This window comes from Kosakonia sacchari SP1, assembly GCF_000300455.3.
Lineage (GTDB): Bacteria > Pseudomonadota > Gammaproteobacteria > Enterobacterales > Enterobacteriaceae > Kosakonia > Kosakonia sacchari.
In genome coordinates, this window is record NZ_CP007215.2 from 87,681 (window position 1) to 105,033 (window position 17,353).

Below are 17,353 nucleotides of genomic sequence, written 5' to 3' on the forward strand. Positions count from 1 at the left end.
TCTGGCAGTTATGCACGATTTATGCGCAATGCTCAAGGGCGGAATGATGAAAGGGCGTTACAGCGGCAACGGTTTTCGTCCCGTTGCCGCGGGGGTTATCAGTTTTTCTCTGGCGGAAAAATCAGATTCAGTACAATCGCGGTGATCCCACCTGCAGCAATGCCGGAAGAGAGCAGGTTTTTCAGCCAGTCCGGGGCGAATTGCAGGATTTGCGGCTGCTGGGAAACACCGAGGCCCACAGCCAGCGACAGCGCGATAATCAGGATCGCACGGCGGTTCAGCGGTTCGCGGGAAACAATGCGCACACCGGATGCGGCGATAGTACCGAACATCACCAGCGTTGCACCGCCCAGTACCGGTTCAGGCAACTGCTGTACAAAAGCGCTGACCGCCGGGAACAGGCCGAGCACCATCAGCATCACCGCAATGAAGAAGCCGATATAGCGACTGGCAACGCCGGTCAGTTGAATAACACCATTGTTCTGGCCGAAGCAGGAGTTCGGGAAAGTGTTGAAAACAGCGGAAACAAAGGAGTTGAGGCCATTTGCCAGCACGCCGCCTTTCAGGCGTTTCATATACAGAGGTCCAGCGACGGGCTGCTCGGAAACGTCAGACGTGGCGGTGATGTCACCGATGGTTTCGAGCGAGGTGATCATAAATACCAGCATCAGCGGCAGCAGCAGGGTCCAGTCAATGCTCAGGCCGTAGTAAAGCGGCGTTGGCACCATAAAAGACGTTGCCGGTGCGCTATATGCCGGCAGCATGCCCATAAACATCGCCAGCACATAGCCAACCGCCATAGCGATCACCAGCGATGCAATGCGAAGATACGGGTTGCGCTGGCGGTTAAGCAGAATAATCAGCCCTAAAACCACGCCTGCCAGCAGCAGGTTTTTCGGCGCGCCGAAGGTGTGGTTGCCCATCGCGGCAAAACCGCCGCCAACGGAGGTCAGCCCCACCTGGATCAGCGACAGGCCGATAATCATCACCACCACGCCGGAAACCAGCGGGGTAATAATGCGCCGCGCAAACGGCAGAATGCGGGAGACGACCATTTCAGTGCAACTGGCCAGCATCAGGGTGCCGAACAGCGCAGCCATCATCGTGGGCACGTCCGCACCGCCGGTTTTCAGCGCGGTACCACCCATGATCAGTGGCGCAACAAAGTTAAAGCTGGTGCCCTGAATCGAGAGCAACCCGGAGCCGACCGGCCCCCATGCTTTGATCTGAATAATAGAGGCGACGCCCGAGGCGAACAGCGACATGCTGATAATGTGCTGAGTGTCCTGAGCCGGTAAACCCAACGCCTGGCAGATGAGCAGCGCGGGCGTGATAACGCCAACAAACATCGCCAGCAGGTGCTGTAACGCGGCAAACAGGGTCTGCGGCAGCGGCGGGCGATCTTCAAGGCGGTAGATCAATTCGCTGGGTTGAGTCTGCGCAACCGGTTGCGCACTTTCTGACTCGATGGTGTTTACGGACATCTCAAGCAATCCCCTGGATGGAAAAGCGCTGATTTTATCGGACTGTTTGGTAAAAGCAAACGGTTGCTATGCTAAAAACATACTTTTCTAAGGGGTGTTCGTTTTACGGGATAAGGTTCTAAAACTCAGGCGTTGGAGTAGCGTTCTGTTTCCGGCATCCAGCGGTCGATCAGCGCTTCGGCAAGCTGTGGATAACGCTCATGAATATGGCGGGCTACACGTTGTACTTCCGGGATCATCGCCTGGTCGCGCAGCAGGTCGGCGACTTTGAATTCCGCGTTGCCGGTCTGGCGGGTACCAAGCAGTTCGCCGGGGCCGCGAATTTCCAGATCTTTTTGCGCAATCACAAAGCCATCGTTACTGTCGCGCAGTACTTGCAGACGTTTTTGCGCGGTTTTTGACAATGGGGATTTGTAGAGCAGTACGCAGTGGGAGGCCACCGCACCACGCCCAACGCGGCCACGTAGCTGGTGGAGTTGCGCAAGACCGAGCCGCTCCGGGTTTTCGATAATCATCAGGCTGGAATTTGGCACATCCACGCCCACTTCAATCACCGTGGTGGCGACCAGCAGATGCAGCTCGCCCTGTTTGAACGCCTGCATCACCGCCTGTTTTTCTGCTGGTTTCATGCGGCCATGCACCAGGCCAACATTCAGCTCCGGCAACGCCAGTTTTAGCTCTTCCCAGGTCGCTTCCGCCGCTTGCGCTTCCAGCAGGTCGGACTCTTCAATCAGTGTACAAACCCAGTAGGCCTGGCGGCCTTCGCTGGTGCAGGCGCTGCGCACGCGGTCGATAATCTCGTTGCGGCGCGTATCCGGAATGGCGACGGTAGTGACCGGTGTACGGCCCGGCGGCAGTTCGTCGATCACCGAGGTGTCGAGATCGGCGTAGGCGGTCATCGCCAGCGTGCGCGGGATCGGTGTTGCCGTCATGATCAACTGATGCGGGTGAAAACCCTGCTGCTGACCTTTTTCCCACAGCGCCAGCCGCTGGTGAACGCCAAAGCGGTGCTGTTCGTCGATAATCACCAGAGCAAGGCCGTTAAACTGCACCTGTTCCTGGAAAATGGCATGGGTGCCCACCACCATTTGTACCTGACCGCTGGCAATCGCCTCTTGCTGTGCCTGGCGCGCTTTGCCTTTTTGCTTACCCGCCAGCCAGCCCACTTCCACGCCAAGCGGCGCGAACCAGGTGCGGAAATTGTTAGCGTGCTGCTCTGCCAGCAGTTCGGTGGGAGCCATCATCGCCACTTGTTTTCCATTGGCAATCGCCCGCAGCGCTGCCAGTGCTGCAACCAGCGTTTTACCAGAGCCCACATCGCCCTGCACCAGGCGCATCATTGGCATATCCAGCGCCATATCGCGCTCGATCTCGGTGACCACGCGCGTTTGTGCGCCGGTTGGTTTAAACGGCAGCGACGCCAGCAGGCGGTTTTTCAGTTCATCTCTGGCGCTGAGTGGTTGCGCATGATAACGCTGCGCACCGGCGCGCAACGCCAGCATGCTGAGGTTGTGCGCCAGTAATTCTTCAAGGATCAAACGGCGCTGCGCCGGGTGCTGCCCGCTTTCCAGATCGCTTAATTGCAGTGACGGCGGCGGGCGATGCAGCGTATGCAGCGCTTCTGGCAGGCTCATCATGCCTTGTGCCAGCTCCGGCGGCAGCAGTTCGCTGATGGCGCACGTCGCCAGTAATTCCAGCGCCTGGTCGGTGAGCTTGCGCAGTGTCGCTTGTTTGATGCCTTCGGTGGTGGGGTAAACCGGCGTCAGGGTTTCCTGCAATTCCGGGGTGCTGAGATCGCCCTGCACGCGGTATTCGGGATGGATCATCTCCGCGCCATACTTCCCGCGTTTCGCTTCCCCGTAGGCCAGCACACGGCGGCCAGTGGCGAGGCTATTTTTCATCGCCGCGTTGAAGTTAAAAAAGCGCATCGTGAGAATGCCCGTGCCGTCACTAATCTGGCAGGTCATCATCCGGCGCCCGCCGAAGGTGATATTACAGTTCAACACCTCGCCTTCCACCGTGGCGTAAACGCCTGGTAGCAGGTCGGCAATTGGGTAAAGCTGGGTACGATCTTCGTAGCGTAACGGGAGATGAAGCAGGAGATCCTGAACGGTATGCAGGCCGATTTTCGCCAGCTTGCTGCTCTGCGCCGCGCCGACACCGGTCAGCGAACTTAATGGCACCGCATCGAGCAGCTTACCTTTCATCGGTTATCCCGCCGCCTGCATGATTGCCCACCACGTCGGGTCGGCTTCGATTTGGCCTTCCGTATTAACGTGAGGGTAAGGCAGGCCCTTGCGTTTCGCGACTCTCGCCAGCACCGGGTAGCCACCCTCAAACAGCAGACGTTGCTGAACTTCATCCGGCAACATGCTGTTTTCACGTTCATACATACCTGCGTTTTGCCGCTGGCGTTGCGCTTCGTAAAGGATCAAGGCGGATGCCACAGAAACATTCAGTGATTGCACCATGCCAGTCATCGGGATAATGATGTCCCGATCCGCCAGATCCAGCGCTTCCTGAGTGATCCCGGTTTTCTCCTGGCCCATCAGAATGCAGGTCGGGCGAGTGTAATCGATCTCGCGAAAATCAACGGCGTTATCAGACAGATGGGTTGCGAGGATTTGCATGCCGCGCGCTTTCAGCACGCTGACGGCATCGCCAATGGTGCGGTGGGTTTTCACTTCCACCCAACTATTGCTGCCCGCAGCAGACGAGGCCATGGTGCGCATGCGGTTACCCGGCCAGACAGCGTGAACTTCATGCACGCCAACGGCGTCCGCGGTGCGGATAATGGCGGAGACGTTATGAGGCTTGTGAACCTGCTCCATGCAGACCGTCAGATCCGGCTGACGCCTGGCGAGCATCTCGCGGATACGCGCATAACGTTGAGAATTCATAAAGTTAGTTTCGGTTGCGGGTGACTTTTATCACATCCGGCATCACGCGGATTTTGCGCATGATATTCGCCAGATGGACGCGATCGCGCGCCGTCAGACGGATGAACGCGCTGTAGACGCGACCATCTTTTTCTTCAGTATTCAGGCTTTGAATATTCGAAGAGGCCGTATTTATCGCTGCCGTCAGGTTCGCCAGTGCGCCCTGATGGTTGAACATATCCACCTTGATCTCGGTGATAAATTCCTGCGCGGTCTCTTTGTCCCACTCGACAGCCATGAACTTCTCTGGCTCTTTCTGGTAGCCACGAATGTTGCGGCAGGACTCATGGTGAATAACCAGCCCTTTGCCGGGACTGACGTGCGCGACAATTGGGTCACCAGGAATGGGACGACAGCATTTTGCAAAGGTGATCAGTACGCCGTCTGCGCCTTTAATCGGCAGATGACCACCGTTTGCGCCAGCCGGTGCTTGCGTGCTTTGCACGGCTTCCCCTTGCTGCAGGTTTTTCGCAACCACGACGCTCATGGCGTTGCCGAGGCCGATTTCTGCCAGCAAATCATCGAGCGAGGCGAGCTTCATGCGATCCAGCTCGCGCTGCACATGTTCCGGCGGAATTTCTGCCAGTTTGCGGCTTCCGCCCAGCGCGTGATTCAGCAGACGGCGGCCGAGGCTCACCGAGTCGTCACGCTTGAGGTTTTTCAGCATCTGACGGATTTTGGCGCGTGCTTTCGAGCTGACGACAAAGTTCAGCCATGCGGCATTTGGGCGTGCGCCCGGTGCGGTGATAATTTCTACCGTCTGGCCGCTGGAGAGCGACTGCGACAGCGGATACGGCTGGCGGTCGACGCGCGCGCCAACGCAGGCATGGCCGATATCCGTGTGCACCGCATAGGCGAAATCCACCGGCGTGGCGCCAGCGGGCAGCTCGACAATACGGCCTTCCGGGGTGAAAACATAAATCTCATCGGGGAAGAGATCAGATTTAACGCTCTCGATAAATTCAAACGAACTACCGGCGCTCTGTTGCAGCTCCAGCAGGCTTTGCATCCAGCGCTGGGCGCGGATTTGCGCGGTGGTGCTGCTTTCGCCATGCTCTTTATATGCCCAGTGCGCGGCAACCCCCATCTCTGCCATCTGATCCATATCTTCGGTACGGATCTGCACCTCAACCGGCACGCCATGCGGGCCAATCATTGAGGTGTGCAGAGATTGATAGCCGTTCGCCTTGGGGATAGCGATATAGTCTTTCACGCGGCCAGGACGCGGCTTGTACAAGCTGTGCATCTGGCCCAGAACGCGATAACAGGTATCCAAATCGTGAACAATCACGCGGAAGGCGTAGATATCCATAATCGAGTGGAAACGCTGCTCTTTCAGCACCATTTTGCAGTAGATCGAGTACAGGTGCTTTTCGCGACCGCTAACGCGGCAGGGAATACCCGCTTCCTGTAAACGCCCTTCGATTTCTGAGAGGATTTTTTGAATCATCTCTTTACGGTTGCCACGCGCGGCTTTCACCACTTCTTTAATAACGCGGTAGCGATTTGGATACAGCGCCTCAAAACCCAGCTCTTCGAGTTCGGTTTTGATGTGATGGATACCCAAACGGTGCGCCAGCGGACTGTAGATTTCGAGGGTTTCACGGGCGATGCGGCGACGCTTGTCCGGGCGAAGAGAGCCCAGCGTGCGCATGTTATGAGTGCGGTCGGCAAGTTTGATAAGAATGACGCGGATGTCCTGCACCATCGCCATAATCATCTTGCGAAAGTTTTCGGCCTGCGCTTCTTTCTTATCCTGAAACTTGAGCTTATCAAGTTTCGACACCCCTTCCACCAGCTCGGCAACGCTTTTGCCAAACAGCTGTTCCATATCCTGGTAGGTGGCGGGGGTATCTTCAATCACGTCATGCAATAGTGCAGCCATCAGCGTTTCGTGGTCGAGTTTCATCTCGGCCAGAATGCAGGCTACCGCTACAGGGTGCGTGATATAAGGTTCACCGCTTGAACGTGTCTGGCCCTCGTGAGCGTCACGTGCAACGAGATACGCCTGCCTGAGACGTTTGATTTGATCTTCAGGCAGATAGTGTTGAATCAGCTGATTCAGGCTTTCAAACAGATACAAGGGTGACCTGCAGGTTAATTAACGACGACCTTCAGCAATGGCGGTTACGGCCTGCAGTTCTGCGGCTTCCTGCTCTTGCTGTTCCTGGCGCTCACGGACGTCGAGGATCTGGTTGTTGATCAGACCTTCTTCGATTTCGCGCAGCGCGATAACGGTGGTTTTATCGTTTTCTTCCGGGACTAACGGATCTTTACCGCCAACCTGCATCTGACGAGCGCGACGCGCGGCGACCAGCACCAGGTCAAAACGGTTACCAACTTTCTCTACAGCGTCCTGAACAGTTACGCGTGCCATACTTAAAATGCTCCACAGGTGAAGAAATGACTGGGCATGATACTGAAACCAGGCTCAGTCTGCCAATAGTTTGCTGATTAAAGCGTCATGTCGCTGCTTTTGGCGGCTCATGCGCAGACGTTCGGCGCGAATAATGGTTTTCAGATCGCCCAAAGCGGTATCGAAATCATCATTCACAATCAGGTAATCATATTCCGCGTAATGGCTCATTTCCGCAACTGCCTGCGCCATACGCTTCGTAATGACTTCTTCGCTATCCTGGCCGCGCCCGCGCAAGCGACGATCGAGCTCCAGCTTCGATGGCGGCAGAATAAAGATGCTGCGCGCCTGCGGCATACGGGCGCGAATTTGCTGCGCGCCCTGCCAGTCGATATCAAGAAACACATCTACGCCGGTTGCCAGCACTTGCTCAATGGCTGCGCGCGAGGTGCCGTAATAGTTACCAAAAACTTCGGCATGCTCAAGAAACGCGTCCTCGCCAATCATGGATTTAAATTCATCATGATTAACAAAGAAATAGTGTTCACCGTGCACTTCACCCGGACGCGGAGCGCGCGTGGTGTGCGAAACAGAAACCTGCGTATCGTATAACGGTTGGGTTTTTAGCAAAGCCTGAATGAGGCTTGATTTACCCGCGCCGCTAGGGGCGGAAACAATATAGAGCGTGCCTTGAGCCATGAGAGTCTTTTGTATGTGAATTGCGAAAGGAAACTTACATACGTGCCTATTATACACATCGGCGCTATGTGACGTAGCCTTTGTCACACTTTTTCCCGCTAAGTTTGACATTTTGCGGCCTGCTTTCCTGTTTTATTTGCAAATTTTCACAGCGGCAGTGAATTGCCGGAACCCTCCTCGCAATCTCTCTCTTTCCATGTCGTCAGCACAGCGTTGGCCACGCTATAACAGCGGCGCTATCACAAGGAGAAGGGATGATGTGGAAAAGAACCGGATTCGCGGTGTGTCTGTTGCTATGGAGCCTGTCCAGCCAGGCGGTGTGTCCAGTCTGGTCGCCATCTAGAGCGCAAGATGAGGTTAACCGCCTTCAGCAGCAACTTGCCCAGTGGAATGAGCACTACTGGAAGCAGGGAGCAAGTGAGGTAAGCGACGCTGTTTACGACCAGCTCAGCGCGCGGCTGGCGGCGTGGCAACGCTGTTTTGCGCTTGAACCCGCAAGTTCAGCACCTGTTTTACCGGGCGGCAGTGTGAAACACCCTGTCGCGCATACTGGGGTGCAAAAGCTAGCGGGTAAACAAGCGCTACAGCGCTGGATGGCAGGGAAAACCGATCTATGGGCGCAGCCAAAAGTGGATGGCGTCGCGGTGACGTTAGTCTACCGCAATGGTGAACTGACACAGGCAATCAGTCGCGGCGATGGACTGGCTGGTGAAGACTGGACGGCAAAAATACGTGCAATCCCATCGATTCCTGAAAAAGTGAGTGGTGCGCTGGCGAACAGCGTATTGCAGGGTGAATTGTTTTTACGCACGGAAAACCATATTCAGAAACAGGCCGGTGGACTTAACGCCCGCGCAAAAGTTGCGGGTGTAATGATGCGCCGCGACGAGCCCGCCATTCTCAATGATCTGGCGTTTTTCGTCTGGGCCTGGCCAGACGGCCCGGCAACGCTGGCACAAAAGTTAGCGGAACTCAGCAAAGCGGGGTTTAGTGACGAAGTGCAATATAGCGTGCCAGTGAGCACGGCAGAAGACGTGGAAAAGCTTCGCAGCCGTTGGTTTACCTCAGAATTGCCTTTCGTCACCGATGGTGTTGTGGTGCGCTCTGGAATCGAACCGGCGGGAAATACATGGCTGCCGGGGCAGGGTAATTGGGTGGTGGCATGGAAATATGAACCGCCCGAGGAAATTGCAACGGTAAAAGATATTCAGTTTGCCATTGGGCGCACCGGTAAAATTTCCGCGGTGGCTCTGCTGGAACCGGTTCAACTCGATGATAAGCGCGTTCAGCGGGTCAATTTGGGCTCTGTCAGACGCTGGCAAGAGCTGGATGTTGCACCTGGCGATCAAATCGCTATCAGCCTTGCCGGTCAAGGGATCCCGCGCATCGACAGTGTGGTGTGGCGTTCACTTGTTCGCGATAAACCTGTTCCGCCTGCGCCACGTTTTACCCCGTTGACCTGTTTTTATGCTTCTGCGGAATGTCAGGAGCAATTTATTGCTCGCCTGGTATGGCTCAGCTCGGCAAAAGCGCTGGGGATTGAGGGGCTTGGTGAAAGTGGCTGGCGGGGATTGAATCAGGCGCATCACTTCGAACATCTTTTTTCCTGGCTGGCGCTGACAAAAGAGCAATTACAGTCGACGCCAGGCATTTCGCCGGAACGCGGTTTACAGCTCTGGCATCGCTTTTCGCTGGTACGAGAAAAACCGTTTATTCGCTGGCTTATTGCACTGGGAACACCGTTACCGCAGCCTGCCCTGAAAGTCACTGGTGACACGACATGGCAGCAAATGCGCGCACGTAACGAAAAGGAGTGGCAGCGTTTCCCGGCAATTGGTGCTGAAAAAGCCCGACAGATCGTTGCCTTTATGCATGCTCCCGAGATTGAACAACTTTCGGCTTGGTTAGGCGAACAAGGAATAAAAGCGTTTCAGTGAGTGCTGTGCTTGTAGTGGAACACGGGTAAGCCGAGCTTCCAGCGGATAGCCAGTAACCGCGTAATGAAGCCAAACAACAACGTTGCAATTACCACCATATCGTGGCTGGGAACCATATGACCAAGAACGATATAGAGCACGGCAGAGACGAAGGCGATTCCGGCGTATAGCTCTTTCTGGAACACCAGCGGGATACGCTTACAAAACATATCCCGCAACACACCGCCGAACACCCCGGTAATTACCGCAGCAATCACGGCGATAACCGGGCCTTCACCCATGTCGAGGGCAATCTGCGCACCGATAATGGAAAACACCACCAGCCCCAGGGCATCAAGCACCAGAAACAGACGGCGCAGATGCGGCATCACCGGCGCGAAGATAGTCGTTAATACTGCCGCGACGGCAACGATAACGACATATTCCGGGTGCTTTACCCAGCCGATCGGGTAGTGGCCAAGCAGAATATCACGTACCGAACCGCCGCCCAGCGCCGTTGCTGTGGCGATAATTATCACGCCAAAGGTATCCATTCTGCGCCGGCCTGCCGCCAGTGCGCCGGTCATCGCCTCGGCCGTGATGCCAATCAGATAGAGAATGTGTAACAGCATGCGCTCCCCCGTAAATCAGAAGCGGCAGGGTAGCCGATTTATACACAGGCATACGATTGAGATTTTCTAAGGAGCGTTGTTTTGGATAACTTTATCTAATGCGTTATTCGGGATTAGAATGTAGTTATATGTATGATTTTTAAATTTAAATAGAAAGATAGATGGCGAGTGAACGGCAGCGATTAATGAAATTAAGCATAAGTTAATTAGTGGCTGCATGATAAATAAAAAGGCCCCATTGGGCCTTTTCAATGTACTGCAGAGAGATTACTCGATGTTCTGGATCTGCTCGCGCATTTGCTCAATCAGGACTTTGAGCTCGATAGCGGAGTTCGTCACCTCTGCGTTAATCGACTTGGAGGCCAGCGTGTTCGACTCACGGTTGAACTCCTGCATCATAAAGTCGAGACGGCGGCCAACCGCTTCTTTTTTCTTCAGAATGTTGTAGGTTTCTTTAACATGCGCTTCAAGGCGATCCAGCTCTTCGGCGACATCGATGCGCTGCGCCATCAGCACCAGTTCTTGTTCAAGGCGGTTATTCTCAAGCTGCACCTGCGCTTCTTCCAGCTTGGCGACCAGGCGCTCGCGCTGCCATTGCAGGATTTCTGGCATATGAGCGCGGACTTTGCTGACTTCGGTGCTCACGCCTTCCAGACGCTGTTCAATCAGCCCTTTCAGCGCCTGACCTTCAGTTTCTCGGGCGACGATAAAATCATCCAGCGCGCCGTCAAGTGCGGCGAGGATCTGCGCGGCGATGGCGTCCAGATCCTGTTCTTGCGCAGCCATAACGCCAGGCCAGCGCAGAATATCAACCGGGTTGATTTCCCCTTCATCGCTCTGCATTTTGACCCAGTTCGCCGCATTCACCAGCTGTTTAGCCAGTTTTTCGTTCAGGATCAGTTCGCCCTGCGCATTGGCATCAGGCTCAAAACGGAGATTACACTCCACTTTACCGCGCGTCAGACGGTTACGGAGACGTTCACGGACAACCGGCTCGAGGCTGCGAAATTGCTCCGGCAGACGGAAGTAAGTTTCCAGATAACGCTGGTTAACCGAGCGCAGTTCCCAAGAGGCAGAGCCCCATTCACCCTTGATTTCACGCCGGGCATAGGCGGTCATACTGCGGATCATAGACGTTCCCGTTTTCAAAGAGAGATGCGGGGATTATAGCTTTCGTGGCCTTATCAGGATAGGAATAACCTTGGTAAGCCAGTATAATGCGCAGCCACATTCGATAAGCCGGAGAAATTATCATGCGTCCAGCAGGCCGTAGCGCCAACCAGGTGCGCCCCGTCACCCTGACTCGTAATTACACAAAACACGCAGAAGGCTCCGTGCTGGTTGAATTTGGTGATACCAAAGTGCTGTGCACTGCGTCCATCGAAGAGGGCGTTCCGCGCTTTCTGAAAGGTCAGGGCCAGGGCTGGATCACCGCCGAATATGGCATGCTGCCGCGTTCGACCCACACCCGTAACGCGCGTGAAGCCGCGAAAGGCAAACAGGGCGGGCGTACCATGGAAATTCAGCGTCTTATCGCGCGTGCGCTGCGTGCAGCGGTTGATTTGAACGCGCTGGGCGAATTCACCATTACGCTTGACTGCGACGTCATTCAGGCCGATGGCGGCACGCGTACTGCATCAATTACCGGCGCGTGTGTTGCGCTGGCGGATGCGCTGAACAAACTGGTTGCCGCCGGTAAGCTGAAAACTAACCCGATGAAAGGCATGGTTGCAGCGGTTTCCGTGGGTATTGTTAATGGCGAAGCCGTTTGTGATCTTGAATATGTGGAAGACTCCGCAGCTGAAACCGACATGAACGTGGTGATGACTGAAGACGGTCGCATGATTGAAGTTCAGGGTACGGCGGAAGGCGAGCCTTTCTCCCATGAAGAGTTACTCACCCTGCTGGCGCTGGCCAGAGGGGGGATCGAATCGATTATCGCGACGCAGAAGGCGGCGCTAGAGAATTAATTTTAAGGGCGACTGATGAGTCGCCCTTTTTTTGCGCTTTATACTTCACGCGGTTTCTTTGTCGGCTGCCGCACGTCATGCTTGCGCTATTCTCCAGGTGTGGCTTATGTGGTCTGCGCGAGGTCGCGCGACGTATTTTGCGTAATCTGTGAATAATGAAAAGTGAGATGAGGAGCGGATCCATGAAAGCGTATCAGCGTCAGTTTATTGAATTTGCGCTTAACAAGCAGGTACTGAAGTTTGGCGATTTCACGCTGAAATCCGGGCGCAAAAGCCCCTATTTCTTCAACGCCGGGCTGTTTAATACCGGGCGCGATCTGGCTCTGTTAGGGCGTTTTTACGCCGAAGCGCTGGTGGATTCCGGTATCGATTTTGATCTGCTGTTTGGCCCGGCTTACAAAGGTATTCCTATCGCGACCACCACGGCCGTAGCGCTGGCAGAACACCACGAGCGCGATGTGCCTTATTGCTTTAACCGTAAAGAAGCCAAAACCCACGGCGAAGGCGGCAATCTGGTGGGCAGCGCGTTGCAGGGTCGTGTCATGCTGGTGGATGACGTAATCACCGCCGGAACGGCGATTCGCGAATCGATGGAGATTATCCAGGCGAATGGCGCAACGCTTGCTGGCGTGCTGATTTCTCTGGATCGGCAGGAGCGCGGTCGCGGTGATATTTCGGCAATTCAGGAAGTAGAACGCGATTATGGCTGCAACGTGATTGCGATTGTTACACTCAAAGAATTGATTGCCTACCTGGAAGAGAAACCAGAGATGGCCGATCACCTGGCCGCTGTGCGCGCCTACCGCGAGCAGTACGGCGTTTAAATGTGTTCCCGGCAGGCGACTGCCGGGTCCGTTTTACACCAGCTTCGCGCCCTGAGTGTTTACATAAAGAGAATAGACCGAGGTGCTGGAGGCCATAAACAGGCGATTGCGCTGTTCGCCGCCAAAGCACAAGTTAGCGCAGCGCTCCGGCAGGTGGATCATCCCAATCGCTTTGCCTTGCGGATTGAACACGCGTACGCCGTCCAGCTCCTCAGTACCCATTCCCCAGCCACACCACAGATTGCCATGCATATCGATGGCAATGCCGTCTGCCGTGCCGTTACCGCAGTCGATATGTACTCGCCGATTTTTTAGCTGATCACCTTCGATATCCCACGCCAGAATTAAACGATTAGGCGTCGCGCGGCTTTCTACCACAAACAGCGTTTTTTCATCCGGCGAGAAGCAAATGCCGTTTGGACCTTTAACATCGCCCAGCACCACTTCCAGCTTGTGGGTTTCAGGATCCAGGCGGTAAACGTTTTGCGGCAACTGCGGCGTGGCTTTGTGCCCTTCATAAAAACCGGCGATGCCAAATGGCGGATCGGTAAACCAGATGGAGCCGTCGGATTTCACCGCTATATCGTTCGGTGAATTCAGCGGCTTGCCGTCATAGCTCTCTGCCAGCACGGTGATCGTGCCGTCATACTCTGTGCGCGTAATGCGGCGGGTATCGTGCTCACAGCTGATTAAACGCCCTTGTCTGTCACGGGCGTGGCCGTTGGCGTTATTGGAAGGCTGGCGAAAAACACTGGTTGCACCGGTAGCTTCATCCCAGCGCATGACCGCGTTGTTGGGAATATCGCTCCACAACAGCATGCGGGTATCGCCAAACCAGACGGGCCCTTCTGCCCAGCGGCATCCGGTGGCTATCTGCTCTACTTTGGCGCTGGAAACCATATAGTCGCGAAAGCTGTCATCCAGCGCGACGATGCTGGGATCGGGATAGCGGGCCGAGGGTGTCCAGGAGGCAATACTCTTTTGACTTAAAAGCAGTGATGCGGTGGCAATACCGCTGAGTTTAAGCAGTTCCCGACGTGATGTTGCCATCAAGCGTCTCCTTATTTGTAGGGTATTTATGAGGATGTTTCGCTTAAGTGGAAAGATACTGCCAGAGGGAGGGTAGGGAATCCGCGACGCCGCGACATCTGGCATCTTAACGAATTACGTTGTGCTTTTTCACAGATTGCAGGGAAATGAGAATGCAGCCACGAGGGCTGCATGAGGTATTACTGTAATTGCGCGGCTAACAGTGGCCAGCGGGCGTCGAAATCTTCGGTCGGACTGTATTTAAACTCACTGCGCACAAAGCGCGATAGCATCCCTTCGCAAAACGCCAGCAGCTGGCTTGCCAGTAACGTTTCATCTGTCGCGTAGGCTTCGCCTTCACGCATCTTGCGTTCGCGCAGCACCTGGCGCAGCTGCGCTTCAATGCGTTCGAAAAGCTGGCTAATGCGCCCTTGCAGGCGATCTTGTTCGAACATCAGCGCGTGGCCGGTCATGATGCGTGTCAAACCGGGATTACGTTCACCAAAGCCCAGAATCAGCAGCACAATCAGACGCAGACGCGCAGTGGTGTCTTTCTCGTCTTTTAAAATGAGGTTGATACGGGTAATCAGGCTATCTTCGATAAATTCAATCAGGCTGTCGAACATGCGCGTTTTACTGGGGAAGTGGCGATACAGCGCCGCTTCAGAAACGCCAACGGACGCCGCCAGTTTTGCCGTCGTAATACGCTGGCTTCCATCGCTGGATTCCAGCATCAGCGCCAGAGATTGAAGTATTTCCTCGCGACGATTCCTTTTCGCAGTTTGTTTTTCTGCCATGTTCCAAAATACCCCTGAAAATAAGCACTTGTCAGGCGAGCAACCACAAGGCGACCGCAAACGTAGTGCGTTTGCGGTGATGTTATCGCGTTATTTCGCCGTGTGATGCGTTAAATAGGGCTGCTTATTGGCGCCCGGAATGGCCGAAGCCGCCTTCGCCGCGCTCGGTCGCGTCGAAAGATTCTACAAGGTTAAATTCCGCCTGAACGACCGGCACAAAGACCATTTGCGCGATGCGTTCACCCGGCACGATGGTAAAACTGTCCTGGCCGCGGTTCCAGACGGACACCATCAGTTGGCCCTGGTAATCCGAGTCAATCAGCCCCACCAGGTTGCCCAGCACGACGCCATGTTTATGGCCCAGACCAGAGCGCGGCAGAATGACCGCAGCCAGTGAGGGATCGGCAATATGGATTGCCAGACCCGTCGGCAGCAATGTCGTTGCGCCAGGCGCCAGTTCTACGGCGTCGTCGAGACAGGCGCGCAGGTCAAGTCCGGCGGAACCGGAGGTGGCATATGTCGGCAGCGGGAATTCCTTGCCAACACGCGGGTCCAGAATCTTAACGTCGATTTTTTTCATCATAACGGGTAACGATCTCGTCCAGTAATAGGTGTCCCAGAAGTTCTTTACGCTCCAGCGGCAAGCGTTTGTCGCCATCCTGCCAGAAAAGGTGTAATGCATTGTTGTCGCTGTTAAACCCCTGATTCGACTGCGAAACATCGTTAGCGCAAATCAGATCAAGGTTTTTGCGGGCGCGTTTTTGCCGGGCATATTCTTCCACATTATTTGTTTCGGCAGCAAACCCAACAACATAAGGTCGATGAGCAGAAAGTGCGGCAACGCCAGCGACGATATCCGGGTTTTTCACCATTTTTATCGTGATTTCATCGCCTTGCTTTTTGATTTTTTCTTCAGCGACGCTGGCGGCGCGATAATCCGCAACGGCGGCGCAGCCGATAAAAATATTCTGCTGCTGAACGCGGCTCTGAACCGCGGCCTCCATCTCCAGCGCAGTGGTCACATCCACCCGTTGCACCAGCGGCGGCGTTGCCAGCGAAACAGGGCCGGAAACCAACGTGACATTCGCACCGCGGCTTGCAGCGGCGGCGGCAATGGCGAAGCCCATCTTACCGGAACTGAGATTGGTGATGTAACGCACCGGATCTAACGGTTCACGCGTCGGACCGGCAGTAATCATGATATTCAGATGTTGCAGATCTTTGACCGGCGAGAAATGCGCGGCGGCCATATCCACAATGGTCAGCGGGTCGAGCATTCTTCCTGGACCAACATCGCCACAGGCCTGGCTACCGCTGTCCGGGCCCCACAGCAACAGCCCGCGCGAGGCCAGCACCTGCAAATTATGCTGGGTGGCGGCGGCGCGATACATCTGCTGATTCATTGCGGGAACAACGGCGACAGGCGACGGTGTGGCAAGGCAAATAGTGGAAACCAGATCGTTTGCCATACCGGCAGCGACGCGGGCGATTAAATCTGCAGTGGCGGGGGCGAGAATCACTAAATCAGCCCATTTGCCCAGCTCAATATGGCCCATTGCCGCTTCAGCGGCGGGATCGAGCAAGCTGTCGGAAACCGGATAACCGGAAACGGCCTGCAGGCTCATCGGCGTAATAAAGGCTTTTGCCGCCTCGGTCATTGCGACACGGACTTCCGCTCCGCGATCGCGCAGACGGCGTACCAGTTCGGGCGCTTTATAGGCCGCAATACCGCCGCTCACGCCGAGGACAATCTTTTTACCCGCCAGACTGATCATGATTCTTTCCTGTTGAATTTCACCAGAAGCTGGGCATTTTATCACAATCCTGGTGTTGTCGTGCTGTTGCCCACAAACCACTTTGCGAGGTGCTACGCAGAGATATGACTCCCTGGTCGAAGCGAGATGGCAGCTATGGCAGCATTGGCGAGAGCGAAGGAGAAATGAATATGGATATTGTTTTTACGCCCCAGAAACCGCGTGAAAAGATGATGAAGTTCGGTATTGAGTCACTGACTGACGTGGAACTCCTGGCGCTTTTTTTGCGCACCGGAACACAGGGAAAGAGCGTGCTCACCGTGGCGCGTGAAATGCTTAAGCAGTTTGGTTCGCTGTATACGCTGCTCTCCGCCGATCTCGATGATTTTAAGGAGGTGCATGGCATTGGCCTTGCCAAATATGCCCAATTGCGGGGTATCGGTGAACTGGCGCGGCGCTATTATAATGCGCGCCTGCTGGAAGAGAGCTCACTGCTGAGCCCGGAAATGACGCGCGAGTTTTTACAAAGCCAGCTTGCGGGCGAAGAGCGCGAGATCTTTATGGTGATCCTGTTGGATAACCAGAACCGGATACTCAAACATTGTCGGCTTTTTTCCGGCACGATTAACCAGGTTGAGGTGCATCCGCGAGAAATTTTGCGTGAAGCGTTAAAAGTCAATGCGGCCGCCGTGATCCTCGCGCATAATCACCCCTCTGGTAACGCTGAGCCGAGCAAAGCGGACAGGCAGATCACCGAACGGGTAATAAAATGCTGCCAGTTCATGGACATCCGGGTGCTCGATCATCTGGTTATTGGCCGCGGTGAGTACGTTTCTTTTGCCGAACGTGGTTGGATTTAGACCACTTTGCGCGATCCATCGGGATCTTTGTCTGTTCGGGACTTGAGCACACCGCCGACTCAGCGTATACTACGCCACCTTTGAGAATCTCGG

At 55.1% G+C, this 17,353-nt stretch carries 16 protein-coding genes; 4 read left to right on the forward strand and 12 right to left on the reverse strand.

The features are described 5' to 3' along the window. Positions 1–98: 98 nt before the first annotated feature. The 6 genes from C813_RS23330 to gmk form a co-directional block, all read right to left on the reverse strand. Positions 99–1,484: a nucleobase:cation symporter-2 family protein gene (locus tag C813_RS23330; RefSeq protein ID WP_017458157.1), complete on the reverse strand. Its 1,386-nt coding sequence runs from the start codon at positions 1,482–1,484 to the stop codon at positions 99–101. A gap of 125 nt (positions 1,485–1,609) precedes the next feature. After that, positions 1,610–3,691, reverse strand: coding sequence for an ATP-dependent DNA helicase RecG (gene recG, locus C813_RS23360; RefSeq protein ID WP_017458158.1), 2,082 nt, complete (start codon positions 3,689–3,691; stop codon positions 1,610–1,612). 3 nt (positions 3,692–3,694) lie between these two features. Continuing rightward, entirely contained in the window at positions 3,695–4,384 is a 690-nt protein-coding gene (gene trmH, locus C813_RS46905) for a tRNA (guanosine(18)-2'-O)-methyltransferase TrmH (protein WP_017458159.1), read from the reverse strand. 4 nt (positions 4,385–4,388) lie between these two features. Then, on the reverse strand, positions 4,389–6,506 hold the full coding sequence (spoT, locus tag C813_RS23440) for a bifunctional GTP diphosphokinase/guanosine-3',5'-bis pyrophosphate 3'-pyrophosphohydrolase (RefSeq protein WP_017458160.1): 2,118 nt from the start codon (positions 6,504–6,506) through the stop codon (positions 4,389–4,391). Between the two features lie 18 nt (positions 6,507–6,524). Further along, on the reverse strand, positions 6,525–6,800 hold the full coding sequence (gene rpoZ / locus C813_RS23445; RefSeq protein ID WP_007369481.1) for a DNA-directed RNA polymerase subunit omega: 276 nt from the start codon (positions 6,798–6,800) through the stop codon (positions 6,525–6,527). A gap of 54 nt (positions 6,801–6,854) precedes the next feature. Then, positions 6,855–7,478: a guanylate kinase gene (gmk, locus tag C813_RS23450; protein ID WP_017458161.1), complete on the reverse strand. Its 624-nt coding sequence runs from the start codon at positions 7,476–7,478 to the stop codon at positions 6,855–6,857. A gap of 257 nt (positions 7,479–7,735) precedes the next feature. Between gmk and ligB the strand changes: the two genes are divergently transcribed. Continuing rightward, positions 7,736–9,415: an NAD-dependent DNA ligase LigB gene (gene ligB, locus C813_RS23455; RefSeq protein ID WP_025263793.1), complete on the forward strand. Its 1,680-nt coding sequence runs from the start codon at positions 7,736–7,738 to the stop codon at positions 9,413–9,415. On the opposite strand, the gene C813_RS23460 is transcribed toward ligB, so the two are convergent. Together C813_RS23460 and C813_RS23465 are read right to left on the reverse strand one after the other, a co-directional pair. After that, complete coding sequence (locus tag C813_RS23460; protein ID WP_017458163.1) at positions 9,409–10,026, reverse strand: trimeric intracellular cation channel family protein; 618 nt, start codon at positions 10,024–10,026, stop codon at positions 9,409–9,411. The genes ligB and C813_RS23460 overlap by 7 nt on opposite strands. A 267-nt stretch (positions 10,027–10,293) precedes the next feature. Next, positions 10,294–11,157 carry a YicC/YloC family endoribonuclease gene (locus C813_RS23465; RefSeq protein ID WP_017458164.1) on the reverse strand — a complete coding sequence of 288 codons (864 nt, stop codon included), beginning with the start codon at positions 11,155–11,157 and terminating at the stop codon, positions 10,294–10,296. 122 nt (positions 11,158–11,279) lie between these two features. Between C813_RS23465 and rph the strand changes: the two genes are divergently transcribed. Both rph and pyrE read left to right on the forward strand, forming a co-directional pair. Beyond that, on the forward strand, positions 11,280–11,996 hold the full coding sequence (gene rph / locus C813_RS23470; protein ID WP_017458165.1) for a ribonuclease PH: 717 nt from the start codon (positions 11,280–11,282) through the stop codon (positions 11,994–11,996). Between the two features lie 182 nt (positions 11,997–12,178). Next, positions 12,179–12,820 (forward strand): orotate phosphoribosyltransferase, encoded by a 642-nt coding sequence (gene pyrE, locus C813_RS23475; RefSeq protein WP_017458166.1) that lies wholly within the window; start codon positions 12,179–12,181, stop codon positions 12,818–12,820. Positions 12,821–12,853: 33 nt separating this feature from the next. On the opposite strand, the gene C813_RS23480 is transcribed toward pyrE, so the two are convergent. The 4 genes from C813_RS23480 to coaBC form a co-directional block, all read right to left on the reverse strand. Next, positions 12,854–13,870 carry an SMP-30/gluconolactonase/LRE family protein gene (locus tag C813_RS23480; protein ID WP_017458167.1) on the reverse strand — a complete coding sequence of 339 codons (1,017 nt, stop codon included), beginning with the start codon at positions 13,868–13,870 and terminating at the stop codon, positions 12,854–12,856. A gap of 179 nt (positions 13,871–14,049) precedes the next feature. Next, entirely contained in the window at positions 14,050–14,646 is a 597-nt protein-coding gene (gene slmA, locus C813_RS23485; protein WP_017458168.1) for a nucleoid occlusion factor SlmA, read from the reverse strand. A gap of 124 nt (positions 14,647–14,770) precedes the next feature. Then, entirely contained in the window at positions 14,771–15,229 is a 459-nt protein-coding gene (gene dut / locus C813_RS23490; RefSeq protein ID WP_017458169.1) for a dUTP diphosphatase, read from the reverse strand. Beyond that, positions 15,207–16,418, reverse strand: a complete 1,212-nt coding sequence (coaBC, locus tag C813_RS23495) for a bifunctional phosphopantothenoylcysteine decarboxylase/phosphopantothenate--cysteine ligase CoaBC (RefSeq protein WP_025263794.1) — start codon at positions 16,416–16,418, stop codon at positions 15,207–15,209. Before coaBC ends, dut begins: the two co-directional genes overlap by 23 nt. A gap of 173 nt (positions 16,419–16,591) precedes the next feature. Here coaBC and radC point away from each other — a divergent pair, with 173 nt between their 5' ends. Next, on the forward strand, positions 16,592–17,260 hold the full coding sequence (gene radC / locus C813_RS23500) for a RadC family protein (protein WP_017458171.1): 669 nt from the start codon (positions 16,592–16,594) through the stop codon (positions 17,258–17,260). The last annotated feature ends 93 nt before the right edge of the window (positions 17,261–17,353 follow it).